Raw genomic sequence first — 17831 nt, forward strand, 5'->3', positions numbered from 1 at the left:
CTCGGATTTGTCTCAGTGCGCGATGCCGGAGCCGGCCGCTTCATCGATCAGCCGTCCGCTGGCGAAGCGATCGAGATCAAAGGGGCGGCTGATGTCGTTGTGCTTGCCGGTCGCCAGCAGGTTCGCCAGCAGCGTGCCGCCGGAGGGAATGGCCTTGAAGCCGCCCGTGCCCCAGCCGCAATTGAGGAAGAGGTTGGGCAGCGGCGAGGGACCGATGATCGGCGAGGAGTCCGGCACGACATCGACGATGCCGGCCCATTGCCGCATCAGCTTCAACTGGCCGAAGATCGGGAACATTTCCAGCAGCCCGGCGATCACGGTTTCCAGCTTCGGCAGATTGCCGCGCTGCGCATAGGAGGGGACGCGGTCGAGCCCGCCGCCGATGACGATCTCGCCCTTGTCCGACTGGCTGACATAGACGCCGCAGCCGGGCGACAGCACCACCGTGTCGAGGATCGGCTTCACCGGCTCGGAGACGCAGGCCTGCAGCGCATAGGAATTGATCGGCAGCCTGAAGCCGGCCTTGGTCGCCAGCACCGAGGAATGGCCGGCCACCGCCATGCCGATGCGCTCGGCGCGGATCGCGCCGCGCGTCGTCTGGACGCCGCGGCATCGGCCGCCTTCGACGATGAAATCGGTGATCTCGCAATTCTGGATGATGTCGACGCCGAGCCGGCTCGCCGCCCGCGCATAGCCCCAGGCGACCGCGTCGTGGCGCGCGGTGCCGGCCCTGCCTTGCCAGATACCGCCGAACACGGGGAAACGCGCATCCGGGGAGAAATTGTAGATCGGCGCCACGCGCCGCACATCTTCTGATGAAAACAGCTCCGCATCGATGCCGTTGAGCTGCATGGCGTTGACGGTGCGTGCGCCGATCTCCATCTCGGCCGTCGAGTGGCAGAGATTGACCATGCCGCGCTGCGACAGCATGACGTTGTAGTTCAAATCCTTCGACAGGCCTTCATAGAGCCGGTGCGCCAGCCCGTAGAGTTCGACGCTTTCGGGATAATAGTAGTTGGAGCGCACCACGGTGGTGTTGCGGCCGGTATTGCCGCCGCCGATCCAGCCCTTTTCCAGCACTGCGACCCGGGTGATGCCGTGATTCTTGGCCAGGTAGTAGGCTGTCGCCAGCCCGTGGCCGCCGCCGCCGATGATGATCGCGTCATAGGTCGGCTTCGGCTCGGGCGAGCGCCAGGCCTGCTTCCAGCCGGTCTGGCCGGCAAGGCCCTCCTTGAACAGCGACAAAGCGGAATAGCGTCTGGTCATGGCATGTCTTCCGCAGGGATGGCAGCGGTTCGTCCGGTCATGCCCGCATCGCTTTGCCCTGTGGATCGTAGGGCGACGAAGCGATGACGCGCGCACCTGTTTCGACGCCGACGATATGGGTTGTCAACTCCGTATCGATACCGGCCGCATCGTGATCGACAAGCGCCATGGCAAGGCTCTTGCCGACCGTATGGCCATAGCCGCCCGATGTAACGAAACCGGCAAGCTTGCCTCTGCTCCAGACCGGTTCGTAGCCGCTGGCGTCGGCATCCGCAGCGTCGATTTCGAGCGTCACCAGCGTGCGCCTGGATCCGGTCTTCCGCTCTTTCAGCGCTGCTTCACGGCCGATGAAGTCACCCTTGTCGAAGGCGATCCAGCGGTCCATGCCGGTTTCATCAGGCGTATAATCCTGGGTGAACTCGCGCGACCAGATGCCAAAACTCTTTTCGAGCCGCAGCGAGTTGACGGCGCCGAAGCCGTATTCCGTGACGCCAAGGTCGCTGCCTGCCGCCAGCAGCGCGCGGCGCAGCCCGGCGTGCTCGTTGGCCTGGCAATGGATCTCGTAGCCGAGCTCGCCGATGACCGAGAGCCGCCCGACCTTGGCCCGCACCAGGCCGACATCGAGCGTCTTGCAGGCGAGGAAGCCGAAGGCTTCATGCGAGACATCCTGGTGCGTCAGCCGCTCGAGCAGACGCCGCGCATTGGGGCCGGCCAATGAGAAGCCGACGACCGCGTCCGAAATGTCGCGCACGGTGACGCCGTCAGCGAGATGCTGTTCGAACCAGCGCATGTGCCATTGGCGAAGATAATAGGACCCCATGATCCACCAGGAGCCGTCGCCCCAGTTGAAGGCCGTGAGATCGCCCTTGAGCTTGCCGTTTTCGCCCAGCATCGGCGCGAGCTTCGCGCGGCCGGGCTTGGGCAGCGCGCAGGCAAGCAGCCGGTCGAGCCACGCCTCCGCATGCGGTCCGGAGACCTCGTAGCGCGAGAAGGCGGTGATATCGAGCAGGCCGACGCCTTCGCGCACCTTGCGGCATTCCTGGCCGACGATGTCGAAAGCGTTGGAGCGCCTCAGCGTCGGTGCCTCGACGAAGCCTTGCGGGGCAAAATACAGCGGCACTTCCATGCCCCAGGAATTGCCCCAGCGCGCACCCGCGGCGTCCATGGCGTCATGCGCACCCGCCGTCTTCAACGGCCGTCCCGCCGGCAATTGCTCGTTGGGATAGCTCATGACGAAGCGGCGTGAATAGAACTGCCCGGTCGTCTGCTTGATGTATTCGCGGTTGGAGGCGAAATCGCCGTAGCGGGCGATGTCCATGCCGTAGACGTCGGCTTCCGGCTCGCCATGGATCATCCATTCGGCGAGCGACTTGCCGACGCCGCCGCCTTGCAGGAACCCGGCCATGACGCCGCAGGCCACCCAGTAGTTGGGGACGCCGCGCACCGGGCCGACCAACGGATTGCCGTCCGGCGAGAAGGTGAAGGCGCCGTTCACCCAGCGCTTGATGCCGGCGGTCTCAAGGCAGGGGTAGCGGCTGAAGCCGAGCGCCAGCTCGTTGGCGATGCGATCGGTGTCCTCCTGGATCAGCTCGATGCCGTAGTCCCACGGCGCGCCGTCCATGTTCCAGTGCTTGTGCTTGATTTCGTAGATGCCGAGCAGCAGGCCCTTCTGCTCCTGGCGCATATAGGTGAAGCCTTCGAGGTCGACGATCAGCGGCAATTCCCGGTCGAGCGCCTGGATCTCAGGCAGCGCCTCGGTGACGAAGTAGTGATGCTCCATCGGCGACACCGGCAGGTCGATGCCGGCCATCCGACCGACCTGCTTGGCCCACAATCCGCCGGCATTGACGACGTGCTCGGCAATGACAGTGCCTTTCTCGGTGACCACATCCCAGCTGCCGTCGGCGCGGCGGTTCAGCGCCAGCACGCGGTTGTGCTCGATGATCTCGGCGCCGCGCTTCCTTGCCGCCTTGGCATAGGCATGGACGACGCCCGAGGGGTCGATATGGCCCTCGCGCGCCGCGTAAAGGCCGCCCAGCATGCCGTCGGTGTTGAGGATCGGGCAGCGCTGCCTGATCTCGTCGACGCCGACCAGATGGACATCGTCAATGCCCATGGTCTGGAAGATGCGGTAGGAGGCCTTCAGCCATTCCCAACGTTCCGGCGCCGACGCGACCGAGATGCCGCCGGTCATGTGCATGCCGATGTTCTGGCCCGATTCCGTCTCGACCTCCGACAACAGGTCGATCGTATAGGCCTGCAGCGCGGCGATGTTGGGGTCGGCGTTCAGCGCGTGGAAGCCGCCGGCCGCGTGCCAGCTGGACCCGGCGGTCAGCACCTCGCGTTCGATCAGCGCGACATCGCTCCAGCCGAACTTCGCCAGATGGTAAAGCACCGAAGCCCCAACCACGCCGCCGCCGACTACGATCGCCCTGTATTGGGATTTCATCTTGCCGCACTCCACCGGTTATGGCGGCGCAGCCTACCGGCATTGTACACATGTGTCTAGTACGTTGCCAAGTTGGCTCGCAGCAGGCAAGCGTGCTGGCTGGCTATGGGGGTGGCCTACGGACCGCGTCTAGAAAACTGTCGGGTCAGGGCGGCCGGCGAATGTGTCTATCGTTTGCCGGAAAGCGTCTTCTCGACGTAGCGCGCAAAATCCTCGACATCTTCTGCCGGAGGCTCCTGGCCGGTGAAGCTGCGCAGATAGGAGGCGACGTGCGTGAGACGGGTGCTCATCGGTTCGTTGAGCTCAAGCGAGTAATAGCCGATCTGCATGAAATAGAGGACGCGAGCGCGCACGAATGCGTCCTCTTCCTCATAGCCGTGACGTTTGAACATGTCGCGTATGGCATTGACGCGTTCCTCGTCGGCCTCGTCGAGGGCGCGCCTGATGGCGGGTGAACGCCGGGCCCAGGCCCTGATCGCGAAGTCCAGCCGGGGATCGAACAGCCTCTCATCCACCCAGCATTCGAAAATGCTCATCACGCCGCGGATGACGGTCGCGGAAGGCCGCGAGGCGCGTTCGACGATGAACCTTGTGTTGGTCTGCCGCCAATAGTCCAGCAACTGGTCGAGCAGATCCTGCCGGCTCTTGAAATACCAGTAGAAGCTGGAGCGCGAGACATCGAGCTGCTGGCCAAGCGTCAGCACGCGGACGCGTTCGACGCCGTCCGAGATCAGCGTTTCAAGCGCCAGTTTCAGCCAGTCTTCGCGCGTGGCCTTGATGTTGCCGGTGGCGCCGGCGCGCTGGATCGTCGTTTCGAGTGCTGCCATCTCTACGACGCATGACACGCCGCATCAGCCAAATCAAGGCTATGGACATAGGTGTACAGGGCAATTCGCCTGGTCGGGAATAACGCTCCGCGGATACCAGCCGGGCTGGCTGCGACGGCTGGCCCGGGGATTTTTGTCGCGGCTGTTCGACCAGTGCGTGCTTTCCCGCAAGGCATTTGTCTGGCAAATACCAATTCACCAGATGCCGCAGCGCGGCCAACCAGCAGGAAAGACCAGATATGGCACAGTTTCGAAAGAACCTCATCGATGGCGAATGGGTCGGCGATGCCGGCTCCCGCAACATCAACCCTTCGGACACCGGCGATGTCGTCGGCGAATATGCCTCGGCTGGGGTCGAACAGGCCAAGCAGGCCATCGCGGCGGCCAAGGCGGCGTTTCCTTCATGGTCCCGCTCCGGTCCATTGGCACGCCATGCGGTGCTGAAAAAGGCGTCCGACGAGATCATGGCGCGCAAGGACGAGATCGGCCGCAATCTGGCGCGTGAGGAAGGCAAGACGCTGGCCGAAGGCATTGGCGAGACCATCCGCGCCGCCCAGATATTCGATTTCTTTGCCGGCGAAACATTGCGCCTGACCGGAGAGATGGTGCCGAGCGTGCGGCCGGGCGTCGGCGTCGAGATCACCCGCGAGGCTGTCGGCGTGGTCGGCATCATCACGCCGTGGAATTTCCCCATCGCCATCCCGGCCTGGAAGATCGCGCCGGCGCTGGCGCATGGCAACACCATCGTCTTCAAGCCGGCCGAGCTGGTTCCGGAGAGCGCCTGGTCCATCGTCGATATCCTGCATCGCGCCGGCCTGCCCAAGGGCGTGCTCAACCTCGTGATGGGCAAGGGCTCGGTGGTCGGCCAGGCGATGCTCGACAGCCCCGATGTCAACGCCATCACCTTCACCGGTTCGGTCGGCACGGGAAAACGCGTCGCCGCGGCAAGTGTCGAGCATATGCGCAAGTTCCAGCTCGAAATGGGCGGTAAGAACCCGCTGGTCGTGCTTGACGACGCCGATCTTGCGGTCGCGGTCGATTGCGCGCTCAACGGCGCCTTCTTCTCGACCGGCCAGCGCTGCACCGCCTCGTCCAGGCTGATCGTGACCGAAGGGATCCATGACCGTTTCGTCGATGCGCTGAAGGAGCGGATGGGCAGACTGGTGATCGGCGATGCGCTCGATGCGCAGACCCAGATCGGCCCGGTCGTCGACGCGACCCAGCTGAAACAGGACGAGGATTATATCGCCATCGGAGTCAGGGAAGGCGCTACGCTCGCCTTCGGCGGCGAACGGCTCGACCGCAAGACACCCGGCTTCTATCTCAGCCCGGCCCTGCTGACCGAAGCCACCAATGCCATGCGCTCTTCGCGCGAGGAGATTTTTGGCCCAGTCGCCAGCGTCATCCGCGTCAAGGATTATGACGAGGCGCTTTCCGTCGCCAACGACACGCCTTTCGGGCTCACCTCGGGCATCTGCACCACGAGCCTGAAGCATGCCACGCACTTCAAGCGCAATTCGGAGGCCGGCATGGTGATGGTCAACCTGCCGACGGCGGGCGTCGATTTCCATGTTCCCTTCGGTGGCCGCAAGGGCTCGAGCTACGGCCCGCGCGAACAGGGCCGCTATGCCATGGAGTTCTACACCACGGTGAAGACCGCCTATACATTCGCAGGCTGATCGGGCGCCGGCCTGTCGGGCCGGCGACCTTCACCGGGGAATCGGCATGAGGCAATGACGTTGCAGGACCTGACCTGGCTCAACCCGCCGCCGCATCACGCCGTCGACGGCGATGCGGTGCGCGTGCGCACCGGCAAGGAGACCGATTTCTGGCGCCAGACCTTCTACGGTTTCTGGCGTGACAACGGCCACTTCCTGCATCGGCCGGTCGAGGGCGATTTCACCGCCGAAGTCACCGTCAAGGGCGACTACAAGGTGCTCTATGACCAGGCCGGACTGATGGTCCGGCTCAGCGAAACGCATTGGATCAAGGCCGGCATCGAATACACCGACGGCCTTGCCTATTTCTCCGTCGTCGTCACCAACGACACATCGGACTGGTCGCTGGTCGCCATTCACGCCGGCCCGAACGGCGTCAGCATCCGCCTGACCCGCCACGGCGAGGCGATCCGCGTCCAGTATCTCGACGCTTCGGACGGTCACTGGAAGCCGGTGCGGCTCGCCTATTTTCCGATCTCGAAGACGGTCGATGTCGGCATGATGTGCTGTTCGCCGCAGCGCGAGGGTTTCGAGGTCACATTCTCGGGATTTTCGGTCGGCCCGCCGATTTCACGGGAACTCCACGGCTGACGTTCCGGCCGGAACCGGGACATTGCAGCCGCGACGGTGTCTGGGCTAAGTCTTGCCGATGGGCATGTCGCGTTGGCGGGCAAAACTCAAAAAGGCGGTGCGTTCCTGGGCGCTGAGATTTCTCGGCGTTCCTTCCGTGCTGTGGTCGCAAGGCATCGCTTACTTCTGCGACTTCGCCGGACCCGATTGGTATCGCAACGCGCCGACCGAATCGACGCAGGACGAGGCCTTTTTCCGCGACCACTACAGTGGCGCACACGGCATCGTCTGGGTGCGGCTGAGCACATTGGCCAGGGAACGGCGAAACTGCGACCTCGATACGTTCACCCGGGTCGTCTTGCCGACCATCAAGGCTCCCTTCGTCCTGCTGACAACCGACGGCGATGCCTCGGTGCCGTCGGACCTGGCGAAGGACACCGTCGAGCGGCTCCTCGCCAACCCCTATCTGGTATCCTGGTACAGCCAGAACTGCGATGGCGTCCATCCCCGGATCAAGCCGTTCCCGATCGGACTGGACCTCCATACGCCACGCTCCCTTGCGACGCCTGCCGGACTGGTGCGGCAACTGCAAACCCTGCGCGGCCGGCAAGGCGGTGCGGATCGTCGCCAGCCCAGGATATTCTGTGATTTCAGCGTCAGCAGCGGCTCGAGCGATCGTCGGGAATTGCTTGATGTGCTGGACGGATGCCCGCATGTCGACTTCCTGAAAAGACGTGTTTCGCAGCGCGGCATCTGGCAGCTGTATTCGCAATATCCGCTCGTGCTTTCGACCACGGGAAACGGCCTCGACTGTCACCGCACATGGGAGCTGCTTTATCTCGGCTGCATCGTCGTGACCAAGACCTCGCCGCTCGATCCTCTCTACGAGGGCTTGCCGGTCATCATTGTCGAGGATTGGCACGAGGTCAGGGATCCGGAAGCGCCACAGCGCTGGATCGGCAAAGTCGCGCATCTGACGGACCGGGAATATTTGTGGCGACGCCTGCGGCCGCAGGCCTATCTGGAGCCCCTCAGGCAGGAATTTCGGCAGGCTGCCGCCTCACCAGGGGACGTGTAGGATCTCCAGCTTCGGCAGGCCGACCGGCCGGATGCCGAGATCGTTGGCGAGCACCCCAAAGGCTTCGGTCTCGATCAGGTCGCGGTAGGGAATTTCGGGGAAGCGAAGGCCGCCGCGATGCAGAGCGGCATCGACCAGAAGCATGGTTCCGCCGACCGCATCGAGGCCGATGATGTCGAGATGCCTGACATCGCTCAGATGATAGCGATATGGGGTCTGCTTGGGAGGCTGGTGCAGACCGCCGCGGATCTCGCGGTAGTAGCGATAATCCCTGGTCCGCCGTCGGATAACGAAACTTTTGAGGTCGAAGCTGTCGCCGCCGGCGATCTTCACGCAGTTGGGCACAGCGATGCGATGCCGCGTGGCGATCAGCCGGCCCAGCACATCGCCGGGAAAGCGCCAGATGTCGATATCGATCCACAGCGCCCAGTCGTCGTCTTCCTTCAGCCCGTGATCGATGAGGTAATTTCGCACCTTGGCAATCGCGCCGCGCCGCACGCGTTGCATGCTCGGCCTGGCCCGTTTTGCCCTGTCGAGCCTGGTGCCGACCTGTCGCTGCAGCAGCACAATATCACGATATCTGCCGGCCAGCCCCGTCGTCGCGGCCTGCAGCCGTTCCCAGCTGCCATCCAGGCTGTCGCCTTCGCAGAAGACCAGCTTGATCCTGTCCTTGGGGTAGTCGAGCCCGTCCAGCGCATCGAGAAAGGGTTGGATGAGGTCGGCGGCGTCGCGAAGCGGCACCAGAACAGCGATGTTCTGGCCCGAAGGCGGCGGCGCCGCCAGAACCGCCTTGTCGACGCCGGCTTTGGCCTCGGCCTCATCCAGATACGCTCCGCGCGTCAGCTGGTACCGAAGCCGATAGGCTTGGTTGCGCAGCCTGGTCGTCCATTTCGGTGGCGGCTCCGGGATCCACCATGTGCCGGCCCAGTGATGGATCGAAAGTGCTGCAGTATCGTCGCCGGCCTCACGCTCCATGCTCCCGGCAGACGTCACCGGCGAGAACAGGCCGGAAGGGTGAATGGCAAAGGCTTCCTGATCGCTGTAACCGCGCTGGGCGGAGGTCAAAAGGCAAGGACCGGTCGCGTCGAGCACGTCCTCGGCGTCTGCGAGCCCGGGCATCATGGACAGGACATGCATCCAGAACGGATGCCGGCGCGGGCTAGCGATTGTTCCGTTGAACAGAAGATAGGGCAGGCCCCGGAAGTCCGCCTGGACGGCCGCATGCGACGCCGGCTCCTTGCACAGCACGACACGGGTCTCGCCCATGATCGGATCGAAGGCCGCCACGCATTCGCAGTCGATGTCGGCATAGACCCCGCCAAAATGATGCAGCAGCATGTAGCGGGCCGCATCCGAGCGCTGCACGCCCCTCGTGTAGCCGCAGAACATCGACAGGAAATCAGGGTAGTGCTCGGCCACGAATTCGAGCAGCATCCGGTCGCTCCAGAACATCACCGTCCAGTGCGGATTGTGCCGCTTCCAGCTGTCTGCATAGGCCTGGAAGCGCGCTGGAATGGCGTCGCTCTTCCAGGTCTGGTGCAGGATTGCCGGAATCATCCGGTGGCGCCGTTTGATCCAAGCCCGTCACGAACGGCATCGCGGATCGCTTGCGGGCCGAACCTTGCCCATACCGCCTGATGCGCCCGAAGGCGTTGCCGCGCCCTGCGTTCGGGGTCGAGACAGAGTCCGATGGCCATCTCGGCAAGCGTTTCATCGGATTGAGACAGCAGCACCTCGTCATTTTCGACCAGGTCCAGGCCTTCGGCCGCGATCGGCGTGGCGATCACCGGCACGCCCGCGGCCATTGCCTCCAGGATCTTGATGCGTGTGCCGCCGCCCGCCGTCAGTGGGACGATGGTGAGATGCGCGCTGGACAACAGCGGCGCGACATCCGCGGGATCTTCGATGAGCTCCACACCAGCCAATCCAGCCAATGCCTGCACTTCCGGTCGCGGGGTGCGTCCCGCCAGGACGAGCTTGGCATCCGGCAGGGCGTGTCGCATACGGGGCAATATGACACTGGCCAACCGCTGGGCGGCATCGATGTTTGGCGGGTAGGCGAGATGGCCGATGAACACGATCACCGGAAAGCCGTTGTCGGTCGACGGCTCGGCGGGCAGGCGCGCGAGACCATCCCCGGCCTGCGGAATTCCGTTCGGAACAACGTCGATCGGGATCCTGTGCCGGGAAAGCGTCATCAGCTTCTGGCGATCGAGGTTCGAGCAGACCCATACCCTGTCGACGAGGGACAGTGCTTTTCTCTCGAGGAGCCGGACGTTGAATGCTGCCGCGCTTCGCTTGGCACTGAGACGCCTGATCTGTCCGGCCAGGTCGGACTCGACATTGTGCATGTCGAGAATGAGTTGCTCCGCCAGCGGCCGCAGGGGCCGCAGCAGCTTGAACAGGCCAACGCCCTCGACAATGATGGTGTCAGGGCGGAATTCACGGACGAGTGCCTCAAGCCGCGTCAGCGCGGAACGCGATATGCGATTCTCCGCCCTTGAGCGCCACCAACCGATCGAGGCTGTGCGAGGTTCGCCTTCGATCGACAGGGCCTCGACCCGGATCAATGGATCAGGTGCATTCCTTACCTTGTTCGGCTTCACTGAAACCAGGCAGACCGGTCCGAACCTGGCGGCCGCTTCGGCGTTGCGATAGTTTCTCAGATCCGCACCTGAAGCTGGCGGAAAGCCCGGGTCGTGCGACACGACCACCGTACGTTTCTGGGTCGCCCGCTCGGGCTGGCCGACAGCTGGTTGCGCGCCTGTGCCGTTCAATGCTGACGCCTGGGGCTTTGTCCCAGGCAAGGGGTCCAATTCGGATGGCATTCAGAACGATTCCGTGATTACAGGCATCAGCGCCACCTTGTTTAGCTGAACAAGGCTTTCGTCAAGCACTGTATATTTTGAATACTGCCGCGCCCCGAGTCCTCTGCGCGGGGCCGGGTTCATCGCCTCGACCAGGCCAGCCAGCGCGCCGCCAGACGCCTGCGCAAGGAGGTGAACCGGGTTCGCCTGTAGGCATCGCCCGCCATTTTGATGCCTTGTGCCTGCGTCGGGAACGGATGGATGACGTCGGCCAGGGCGTGCAATCCCATGCCCGACCTTATGGCAAGCGTCACCGCATTGATCATCTCGCCGGCATGGGCGGCGACGACCGTCGCCCCCAGGATGCGGTCGGATCCCTCCCGGACATGGATCTTGACGAACCCTTCCTCCTCGCCGTCCATCACGGCGCGGGCGACATCATGCATCAGCACCGTATAGGTCTTGACCGGAATGCCGTTCTGCCGCGCCTCGATCGGATAAAGACCGACGTGAGCGATCTCCGGATCGGTATAGGTGCACCAGGGAACGACGAGGTCACTGAGCCTTTCGCGCCCGCGAAACAGGGCATTGCGCACGACAATGCGTGCCGCTGCCTCGGCGGTATGAGTGAACTTGTATTCCAGGCACACATCGCCCGCCGCGTAGATGTGCGGATTGGTGGTCCTCAAATGATCGTCCACCTTGATGCCGTTGGCGTCATACACCACCCCGGCCTCTTCCAGTCCGAGACCCCTGACATTGGGCGAACGGCCGACGCCGGTGATGATCTCGTCAACGGAGATCGTTGTCGTGTCGCCGTCCCGCAAAAGATCGGCGAGCTTCCTGCCGCCTTCCTTGCGTACCGCCACCACCTCGGTGTTCAGGCGCACCTCCACCCCCTCGCGCGCCAGTGTGTCCGAAAGGATCTGCGCGGCGTCGCGTTCCTCGCCGGGCAGGAACATCGGGTCGCTCTGCGCCAGGATGACCTTCGCGCCGAGAAGACAGAAGGCCTGCGCCGTCTCGCAGCCAAGCGGCCCGCCGCCGATGACCAGGAGCCGCTCAGGACGCCGCGTGAGGTTGAACATGCTCTCATTGTCGAGATAGCCGGCCTCGGCAAGTCCCGGTATCGCCGGCCCGCTCGGATGCGCGCCGGTCGCGACCAGGGCCTTCTTGAAATGCAGCGTCTTGCCGGCGACTTCAACCGTGTCCGGTCCGCCAAAGCGCGCTTCACCGAAATAGAGGTCGATGCCTTCGGCTGTGATGGCCGCGGCCGAATCGGCGCGGCTGAGCCGCTGCCGGATCTGCCGCATCCGCATCATGGCCCGTTCGAAGTCCACGGGAAGACGCGCCGGCGTGTCGCCGCCGAAATTCTCGGCATCGCGCATATCGGCATAGAGCCTGGCCGTGCGGATGATCGACTTCGAGGGGACGCCGCCGACATTGACGCAGGCGCCGCCGATCAGCCCGCGCTCGATCAGCGCGACCTTTGCGCCAAGGCTTGCGGCGTCGCGTGCCGCGGTCAGGCCGGCCGGTCCGGCGCCGATGACGACGAGATTGTAGGGACCGTCGGGAGTAGGGTTCTTCCAGCGCGGCGGATGCGCGCCTCGGACCAGTTCGACGTCATTGCGGTCGACTGGGAAGGTGGCCGCCTTTGTCTGTTCACGCGCCATCGTAGGCTCCTGACGTGGAGCCTGCCGGCTGAGCCAGCCAGCCGCCGGTGAAACCCGCTTTGCCCAGGCCGCGGCGGATGTGCGGATTGGAGCGCATCAGCTCCCAGATCAGGCGCGAGCGGTGGTTCTCGATCATCATCACCACGATGCCCTGGTCCAGCCCGTAATGGCCTTCCGACACCCAGCCGTCGCGGCCGAATTTTCGCCGGTTGGCCAAGGTCGGATTGAAGCCGCTCGGCAGGCGGAAATTGTCCATCACTTGCGGATAGCGCTCGCCGAGATGACGCATGGCGGCCAGGCAGATGTCAGGCGCGAAAGGCAGCGACGCGGGATAGGACCATGGCGCGATCGTCCCGTCATCCGGCCCGAACGGTGCGCCACGCGCAGCATAGCCCGAAAACCGGTGTCTCCGTCGCTCGACACTGGCGCGGAAGCCGCCCGGCCCGTCTCCCGCCGAGAGGCCCCAAAGGTTCTCGCCATAGCCGTCGAAGCCATAGGGGTTGTGGCGGGCATAGTCGCGGTGGAGATAGGTCGCGCGGCGGCTGTTTTCGAAATAGTCCGAATTCTTCTCGCGCATGAAAGCGTCGCGGATGCCGGCGAAATCGATCCAGGCATGCGAAAACTGGTGCATGAACAGCGGGCCGCCATAGAGCACGTCATGGCCGTAGATGTTTTCCCATTGGTAGGTCGCCGTCCAGGCTTCGTAACTATCGTCGGAAGTCGGGCTGTCCGGCGAAGCCATCGACAGCACGTAGAGGATGGTCGCCTCGTTGTAGCCTTCCCAACCGTAGTGGAGGAAACCGCTCTTCGGCTTCCAGCCCTGCCGCAAGGTAGGGCTGCTGCCTTGCGCCCAGCGCCAGTCGACGCGCCGGTAGAGTGCTTCGGCCAGCTGTCGGATCTCGGCCTCCCCCTCGTCCCCGCCGGAGAAATAAGCGCCGGCCACCAATATGCCGGCCATCAGCAAGGCTGTATCCACCATCGACAGCTCGCAACGCCAGACGCGCAAGCCTGTGCGCATGTCGAGGAAGTGGTAGTAGAAACCCTTATGGCCGGTGACGTTGTCACCACCGTTTTGGGGGCTGGCCGAGAAGAAACGCAGCGCCGCAAGCGTCAGCTCCGCCGCCGCCGCGCGTGTCATCCAGCCGCGCTCGACACCGATCGGATAGCAGGACAGCGCAAAACCGACGACGGCGATGCTGGCCGGCGAGTTCGGCCGCGATGTATCGGCGACCAGCCCGTTGTCGGGGTTCACATTCTCCAGGAAATAGCCGAAGGCGGCGCGCTGGTAGCGGTCCAGGAGGTCGTCATCGGACAGTGCTGCGGGATTTGCTTCAGGCAAGCGATGCAATCTCCAGCCTGGTGGCCGCGACCCCTGTCGATCGCACGGCGCCGGCACGACGGCCTTGGGTCATCGCCAAACTGTCTCGCCGCTTCATGGCTTTCCCGCAAACCCTGTTTCGTCGCCGCCCGTCACCGACTATATAGGCCTGTCCAATTCCCATCGTCGCCTCGTCACGCGGAATTGTAGTCGCACCGGCCAATGTGGGGATCTTCCGGCGCAGGTCAATAAGTGGCGCGGCCGCCGGAAACGTCGAAGACGGCGGCCGTCGTGAATGAGCATTCTTCCGAGGCGATCCAGCAGATCAGCGCCGCCACTTCCTCGACCTCGCCGAAGCGCGCCATCGGAATCTTCGACAGCATGAAGTCGATGTGCTCCTGGCTCATCTGCTTGAAGATCGCTGTGCGCACAGCCGCCGGCGTCACGCAATTCACCGTCACCTTGGTCTTGGCCAGTTCCTTGCCGAGCGACTTGGTCAGGCCGATCACGGCGGCCTTGGACGTGCTGTAGGCGGAAGCGTTGGGATTGCCTTCCTTGCCGGCAATCGAGGCGATGTTGACGATGCGGCCATAATTGCGCTCGAGCATATGCGGCACCAGCGCCCTGTTGCAGTAGAAGACGCCGTTGATGTTGATGTCGATGACCTTCTGCCAGTCCTCGGTCGAATAGGCCCAGGTCGTCATGTTCGGCCCGGTGATGGCCGCGCTGGTCACAAGGATGTCGACGCCGCCAAGGGCTTCGATCGTCCGTGCGGCGGCGCCTTCGACGCCGGCGGCATCGGCGACGTCGATGGCAACACCATGCAGGCCAGGGATGACAGTTTTCGCCTGTTCGATCTGGGCCGGATCACGATCCCAGACGCTGATGCGTCCACCTTCCTCGACGATCCTTTGCGCGACCGCCAGGCCGATGCCGGAGGCTCCGCCGGTGATGACGGCTGACCGGCCAGCGAAGCGTCCCGCGAAGTTCGGCATATGGTCTTCCTCCCAATCGGTGGCGAATGTGAAGTCAACCGCAACCAAGTTCAAGGCGGGATCGGGCTCGCCGACCGGGATATTGGTAGGCCAGCAGCGGGCGCTACGGTGCTGAAAAAACTGCAGGAACAGCTCCCGCTCGGTGGTGATGTCGAGCTTCTCGTAGATGCGCCGGCGATGGTTCTTGACGGTGCCTATGGTGATGCCGAGACGCTCGGCGATGTTGGCTGTCGGATGACCGGCGAGGATCAGCTGCACCAGTTCCCGCTCGCGCTGCGACAATTCCGGCCACAGGCTTGTGGGGATGGTCGGCTTCTGCTGTGGCGAAGCGCCGGGGCCGGTCGGGGCCAAGGTGCGCGAAAAGTCGCTGCCGCGCGCCTTGATGTCGAGCGCATGCAGCGCCTCGAACACCGGCAGCCGCTCGTCCAGGAGGGCGATCTCGCTGTCCTTGAACGAACTGGTCGAACGGTCGAGGAAGATGCCCAGGCACCAGTCGCCGCCGTCAGCCAGCAGGATGCCGACCTCGTCGCAGATTTCTGACTGCGCCAGGAAGCCGGCTATGTACTGGCCGCGCCTGGCTTCTTCGTCGGCCAGCCCCTTGAGCGGCAGGATGCCGAGACGGCGCTCACGTCGCCATGAGGCGTAGAAAGGGTCGAAGACGTAGTAATTGTCGAGATAGCGCCGCACCATCTCGTCCGAGAAGCGCCGGTGCTTGACGAATTCGGGCGTCTTGGTCGCCGAGTAGCGGGTGACCGTCACCAAATCGTGCGCAATGTCGGCGCCGACCAGGTCGATCAGGCAGTCGACATGCCGATCGGTGCCGGTGGCGGCGATCGCCTTGGCCAGCGGCGCCCAGATGTTGCCCATGCGCATGCCCTTTTCTCGGCGAACCGCGCCGCGCAGTCATTGTGTCTTTAGGCATATGGCGCGATCCGCGCGATCGAATCTAGCCTGCGGTCATTCTCGAAGAGGGAAGGCGACCCGTGGACCAGATCACTACCAACCCCATCGTCATCGGCATCGACGCCGGCGGCACCATGACCGACACGATCCTTGTCGATCAGGACGGCCACTTCAAGATCGGTAAGTCGGCGACCACGCCGAAGAACGAGGCCGAAGGTTTCCTTGCCTCGGCCGAGGACGCGGCCGATGCCTGGGGCATCTCGCTGGAGCAGCTGTTCTCCGGCGTCAACGTCGTGCTCTATTCCGGCACCGGCATGCTCAACACACTGTTGTCGCGCACCGGCCGCCGGCTCGGCCTCATCACCACCAAGGGCCTGGAAGACATGATCCTGATGGGCCGCGGCCTGCAGGCCTGGGCCGACTATTCCTATGCTGACCGGCTCCACGCGGTGACGCACCAGCATCCCGACCCGCTGGTGCCGCGCCGCCGCACCCATGGCGTCACCGAGCGCATCGACCAGTTCGGCGACATCATCCTGCCGCTCTACGAGCACGAGGTCGCTGCGGCCGCCAGGAAGCTGATCGCCGACAAGGTCGAGGCGATCTGCATCATGACCATCTTCTCGCACGTCAATCCCGTGCACGAGAAGCGCATTGCCGAGATCTGCCGCGAGGAGATCGCCAAGGCCGGCGCCGACATCCTCGTCTACACCAGCCACGAGGTGCGCCCGGTCATCCGCGAACAGTCGCGGCTGAACTCCGTGCTGATCGAGGCCTATGCCACCTCGCGCGGCCGCAAGCAGCTCAAGGGCATCGAGGACGTCTCCAAGAAATACGGCTTCAAATATGGCGTGCAGACGCTGCTCTCCTTCGGCGGCCTGACATCAATCAACCATCCACGCCTGCATGAGACGATGATTTCCGGCCCGATCGGCGGCATTCTGGGCGCGGCCTATGTCGGCAAGCTGATCGGCAACGACTCGCTGATTTGCTCGGACATGGGTGGCACCTCCTTCGACATGGGCGTCATCACCCGCGGCCAGACCCGGATCGAGAACGAGCCGCTGATGGACCGCTTCAAGCTCAATGTGCCGACGCTGCATCTCGACACGATCGGCGCCGGCGCCGGCATGATCCTGAAAGTCGATCCGCTGACCAAGAAGGTTTCGCTCGGACCGGAAAGCGCCGGCTCCGATCCCGGTCCGATCTGCTTCGCCAAAGGCGGCACCGAGCCGACCATCGCCGATTGCGACGCCATCCTCGGCCGCCTCAATCCGCACTATTTCCTTGGCGGCAAGGTCGTGTTGCAGGTCGAGAAGGCGAGGGCGGCCTTCGAGGAAAAATGTTCGCGCCTGCTTGGCGTCGGTGTCGAGGAAGCCGCCGAAGGCATGATCGAGATGCTGGAGGCCGACGCCAACAACGCGCTGCGCCGCGTCATCTCCGGCCAGGGCATCCACCCCTCGGAATTCACGCTGCTCTCCTATGGCGGTTCGGGCCCGCTGCATCTGGCCGGCTGCTCTAGGGGCATCGGCTTCAAGGACATCATCACCTTCCAGTTCGCCGCCGCCTTCTCGGCCTTCGGCTGCACCACCGCCGATTTCATGCGCCGCCACTCCGTGTCGACGCAACACGACATCGGTGCGCGCGCCGCCGACGACGAGCTGCTCGCCTTCGGCAAGAAGGTCACCGATGTCTGGGATGATCTCACAAGGGCGGCGGTCGACGAGATGATCGTGGACGGCCACGCGCGCGACAAGATCAAGACCGTGCCGTTCCTGATGATGCGCTACACCGGCCAGCTCGAAGACGTCGAGGTGATGGCGCCGCTGCCGGCCCTCCAATCGGCCGACGACATGCGCAGGGTCATCGACGAGTTCGAGGCGGTCTACGCCAAGGTCAACCATCGCGTCTCGCGCTATGGCGAAGCCGGCTTCTCCATCACCGAGCTTGGCCTGATAGCCACCGCCGACAAGGTCAAGCCAGTGCTGCTCAAGCGTCAGCTCGGCAAGTCGGACCCGTCGTCCGCCCATAAGGGCGTGCGCGAGGCCTATATTGGCGGCCGCTGGCACAAGGCCAATCTCTACGAGATGGACCTTCTGCAGCCCGGTCATGAGGTGATCGGCCCGGCCATCATCGAACATCCCGCCACCACGCTCGTCGTTCATCCGCAGGACCGTGTCCATGTCGATGAGTGGACGCTGCTGCACTACACCCACGCTTGAGAAGGGCG

At 64.0% G+C, this 17831-nt stretch carries 12 protein-coding genes and 1 pseudogene; 4 read left to right on the top strand and 9 right to left on the bottom strand.

The genetic code is table 11. From position 1 onward, the window contains the following. Nucleotides 1-12: 12 nt before the first annotated feature. The 3 genes from D3242_RS11625 to D3242_RS11635 form a co-directional block, all read right to left on the bottom strand. On the bottom strand, nucleotides 13-1266 hold the full coding sequence (locus D3242_RS11625; RefSeq protein ID WP_064984432.1) for a sarcosine oxidase subunit beta family protein: 1254 nt from the start codon (nucleotides 1264-1266) through the stop codon (nucleotides 13-15). 37 nt (nucleotides 1267-1303) lie between these two features. Then, nucleotides 1304-3715 carry a GcvT family protein gene (locus D3242_RS11630; RefSeq protein ID WP_064984705.1) on the bottom strand — a complete coding sequence of 804 codons (2412 nt, stop codon included), beginning with the start codon at nucleotides 3713-3715 and terminating at the stop codon, nucleotides 1304-1306. A 167-nt stretch (nucleotides 3716-3882) separates the two neighbouring features. Then, the gene (locus tag D3242_RS11635) at nucleotides 3883-4542 is read right to left on the bottom strand and encodes a TetR/AcrR family transcriptional regulator (RefSeq protein WP_064984434.1); all 660 of its coding nucleotides are present in this window, start codon (nucleotides 4540-4542) and stop codon (nucleotides 3883-3885) included. 239 nt (nucleotides 4543-4781) lie between these two features. Between D3242_RS11635 and D3242_RS11640 the strand changes: the two genes are divergently transcribed. The 3 genes from D3242_RS11640 to D3242_RS11650 all read left to right on the top strand — a co-directional run bounded on the left by D3242_RS11640 (nucleotide 4782) and on the right by D3242_RS11650 (nucleotide 7908). Continuing rightward, complete coding sequence (locus tag D3242_RS11640; protein WP_019862814.1) at nucleotides 4782-6221, top strand: aldehyde dehydrogenase family protein; 1440 nt, start codon at nucleotides 4782-4784, stop codon at nucleotides 6219-6221. Between the two features lie 54 nt (nucleotides 6222-6275). Then, on the top strand, nucleotides 6276-6851 hold the full coding sequence (locus D3242_RS11645) for a DUF1349 domain-containing protein (protein WP_038651687.1): 576 nt from the start codon (nucleotides 6276-6278) through the stop codon (nucleotides 6849-6851). A 64-nt stretch (nucleotides 6852-6915) separates the two neighbouring features. Beyond that, nucleotides 6916-7908 (top strand): hypothetical protein, encoded by a 993-nt coding sequence (locus tag D3242_RS11650; protein WP_081296130.1) that lies wholly within the window; start codon nucleotides 6916-6918, stop codon nucleotides 7906-7908. Here the strand turns inward: D3242_RS11650 and D3242_RS11655 are convergent. The 6 genes and pseudogenes from D3242_RS11655 to D3242_RS11680 all read right to left on the bottom strand — a co-directional run. Further along, nucleotides 7891-9465 (bottom strand): glycosyltransferase, encoded by a 1575-nt coding sequence (locus tag D3242_RS11655; RefSeq protein WP_064984437.1) that lies wholly within the window; start codon nucleotides 9463-9465, stop codon nucleotides 7891-7893. The genes D3242_RS11650 and D3242_RS11655 overlap by 18 nt on opposite strands. Next, nucleotides 9462-10685 carry a glycosyltransferase family 4 protein gene (locus tag D3242_RS11660; protein WP_064984439.1) on the bottom strand — a complete coding sequence of 408 codons (1224 nt, stop codon included), beginning with the start codon at nucleotides 10683-10685 and terminating at the stop codon, nucleotides 9462-9464. Before D3242_RS11660 ends, D3242_RS11655 begins: the two co-directional genes overlap by 4 nt. A 170-nt stretch (nucleotides 10686-10855) precedes the next feature. Then, complete coding sequence (locus D3242_RS11665) at nucleotides 10856-12385, bottom strand: mercuric reductase (protein WP_064984440.1); 1530 nt, start codon at nucleotides 12383-12385, stop codon at nucleotides 10856-10858. Then, entirely contained in the window at nucleotides 12375-13724 is a 1350-nt protein-coding gene (locus tag D3242_RS11670; RefSeq protein ID WP_064984707.1) for a glucoamylase family protein, read from the bottom strand. Before D3242_RS11670 ends, D3242_RS11665 begins: the two co-directional genes overlap by 11 nt. A 224-nt stretch (nucleotides 13725-13948) precedes the next feature. After that, on the bottom strand, nucleotides 13949-14698 hold the full coding sequence (locus D3242_RS11675) for an SDR family NAD(P)-dependent oxidoreductase (RefSeq protein ID WP_010913063.1): 750 nt from the start codon (nucleotides 14696-14698) through the stop codon (nucleotides 13949-13951). 111 nt (nucleotides 14699-14809) lie between these two features. Beyond that, nucleotides 14810-15571, bottom strand: a pseudogene (locus D3242_RS11680) (helix-turn-helix transcriptional regulator); the annotation flags it as partial. Nucleotides 15572-15681: 110 nt separating this feature from the next. On the opposite strand from D3242_RS11680, the gene D3242_RS11685 reads away from it, so the two are divergent. Then, nucleotides 15682-17823, top strand: a complete 2142-nt coding sequence (locus D3242_RS11685) for a hydantoinase/oxoprolinase family protein (RefSeq protein WP_064984442.1) — start codon at nucleotides 15682-15684, stop codon at nucleotides 17821-17823. Nucleotides 17824-17831: the final 8 nt, after the last annotated feature.

The organism is Mesorhizobium jarvisii, assembly GCF_003601985.1.
GTDB lineage: Bacteria > Pseudomonadota > Alphaproteobacteria > Rhizobiales > Rhizobiaceae > Mesorhizobium > Mesorhizobium jarvisii.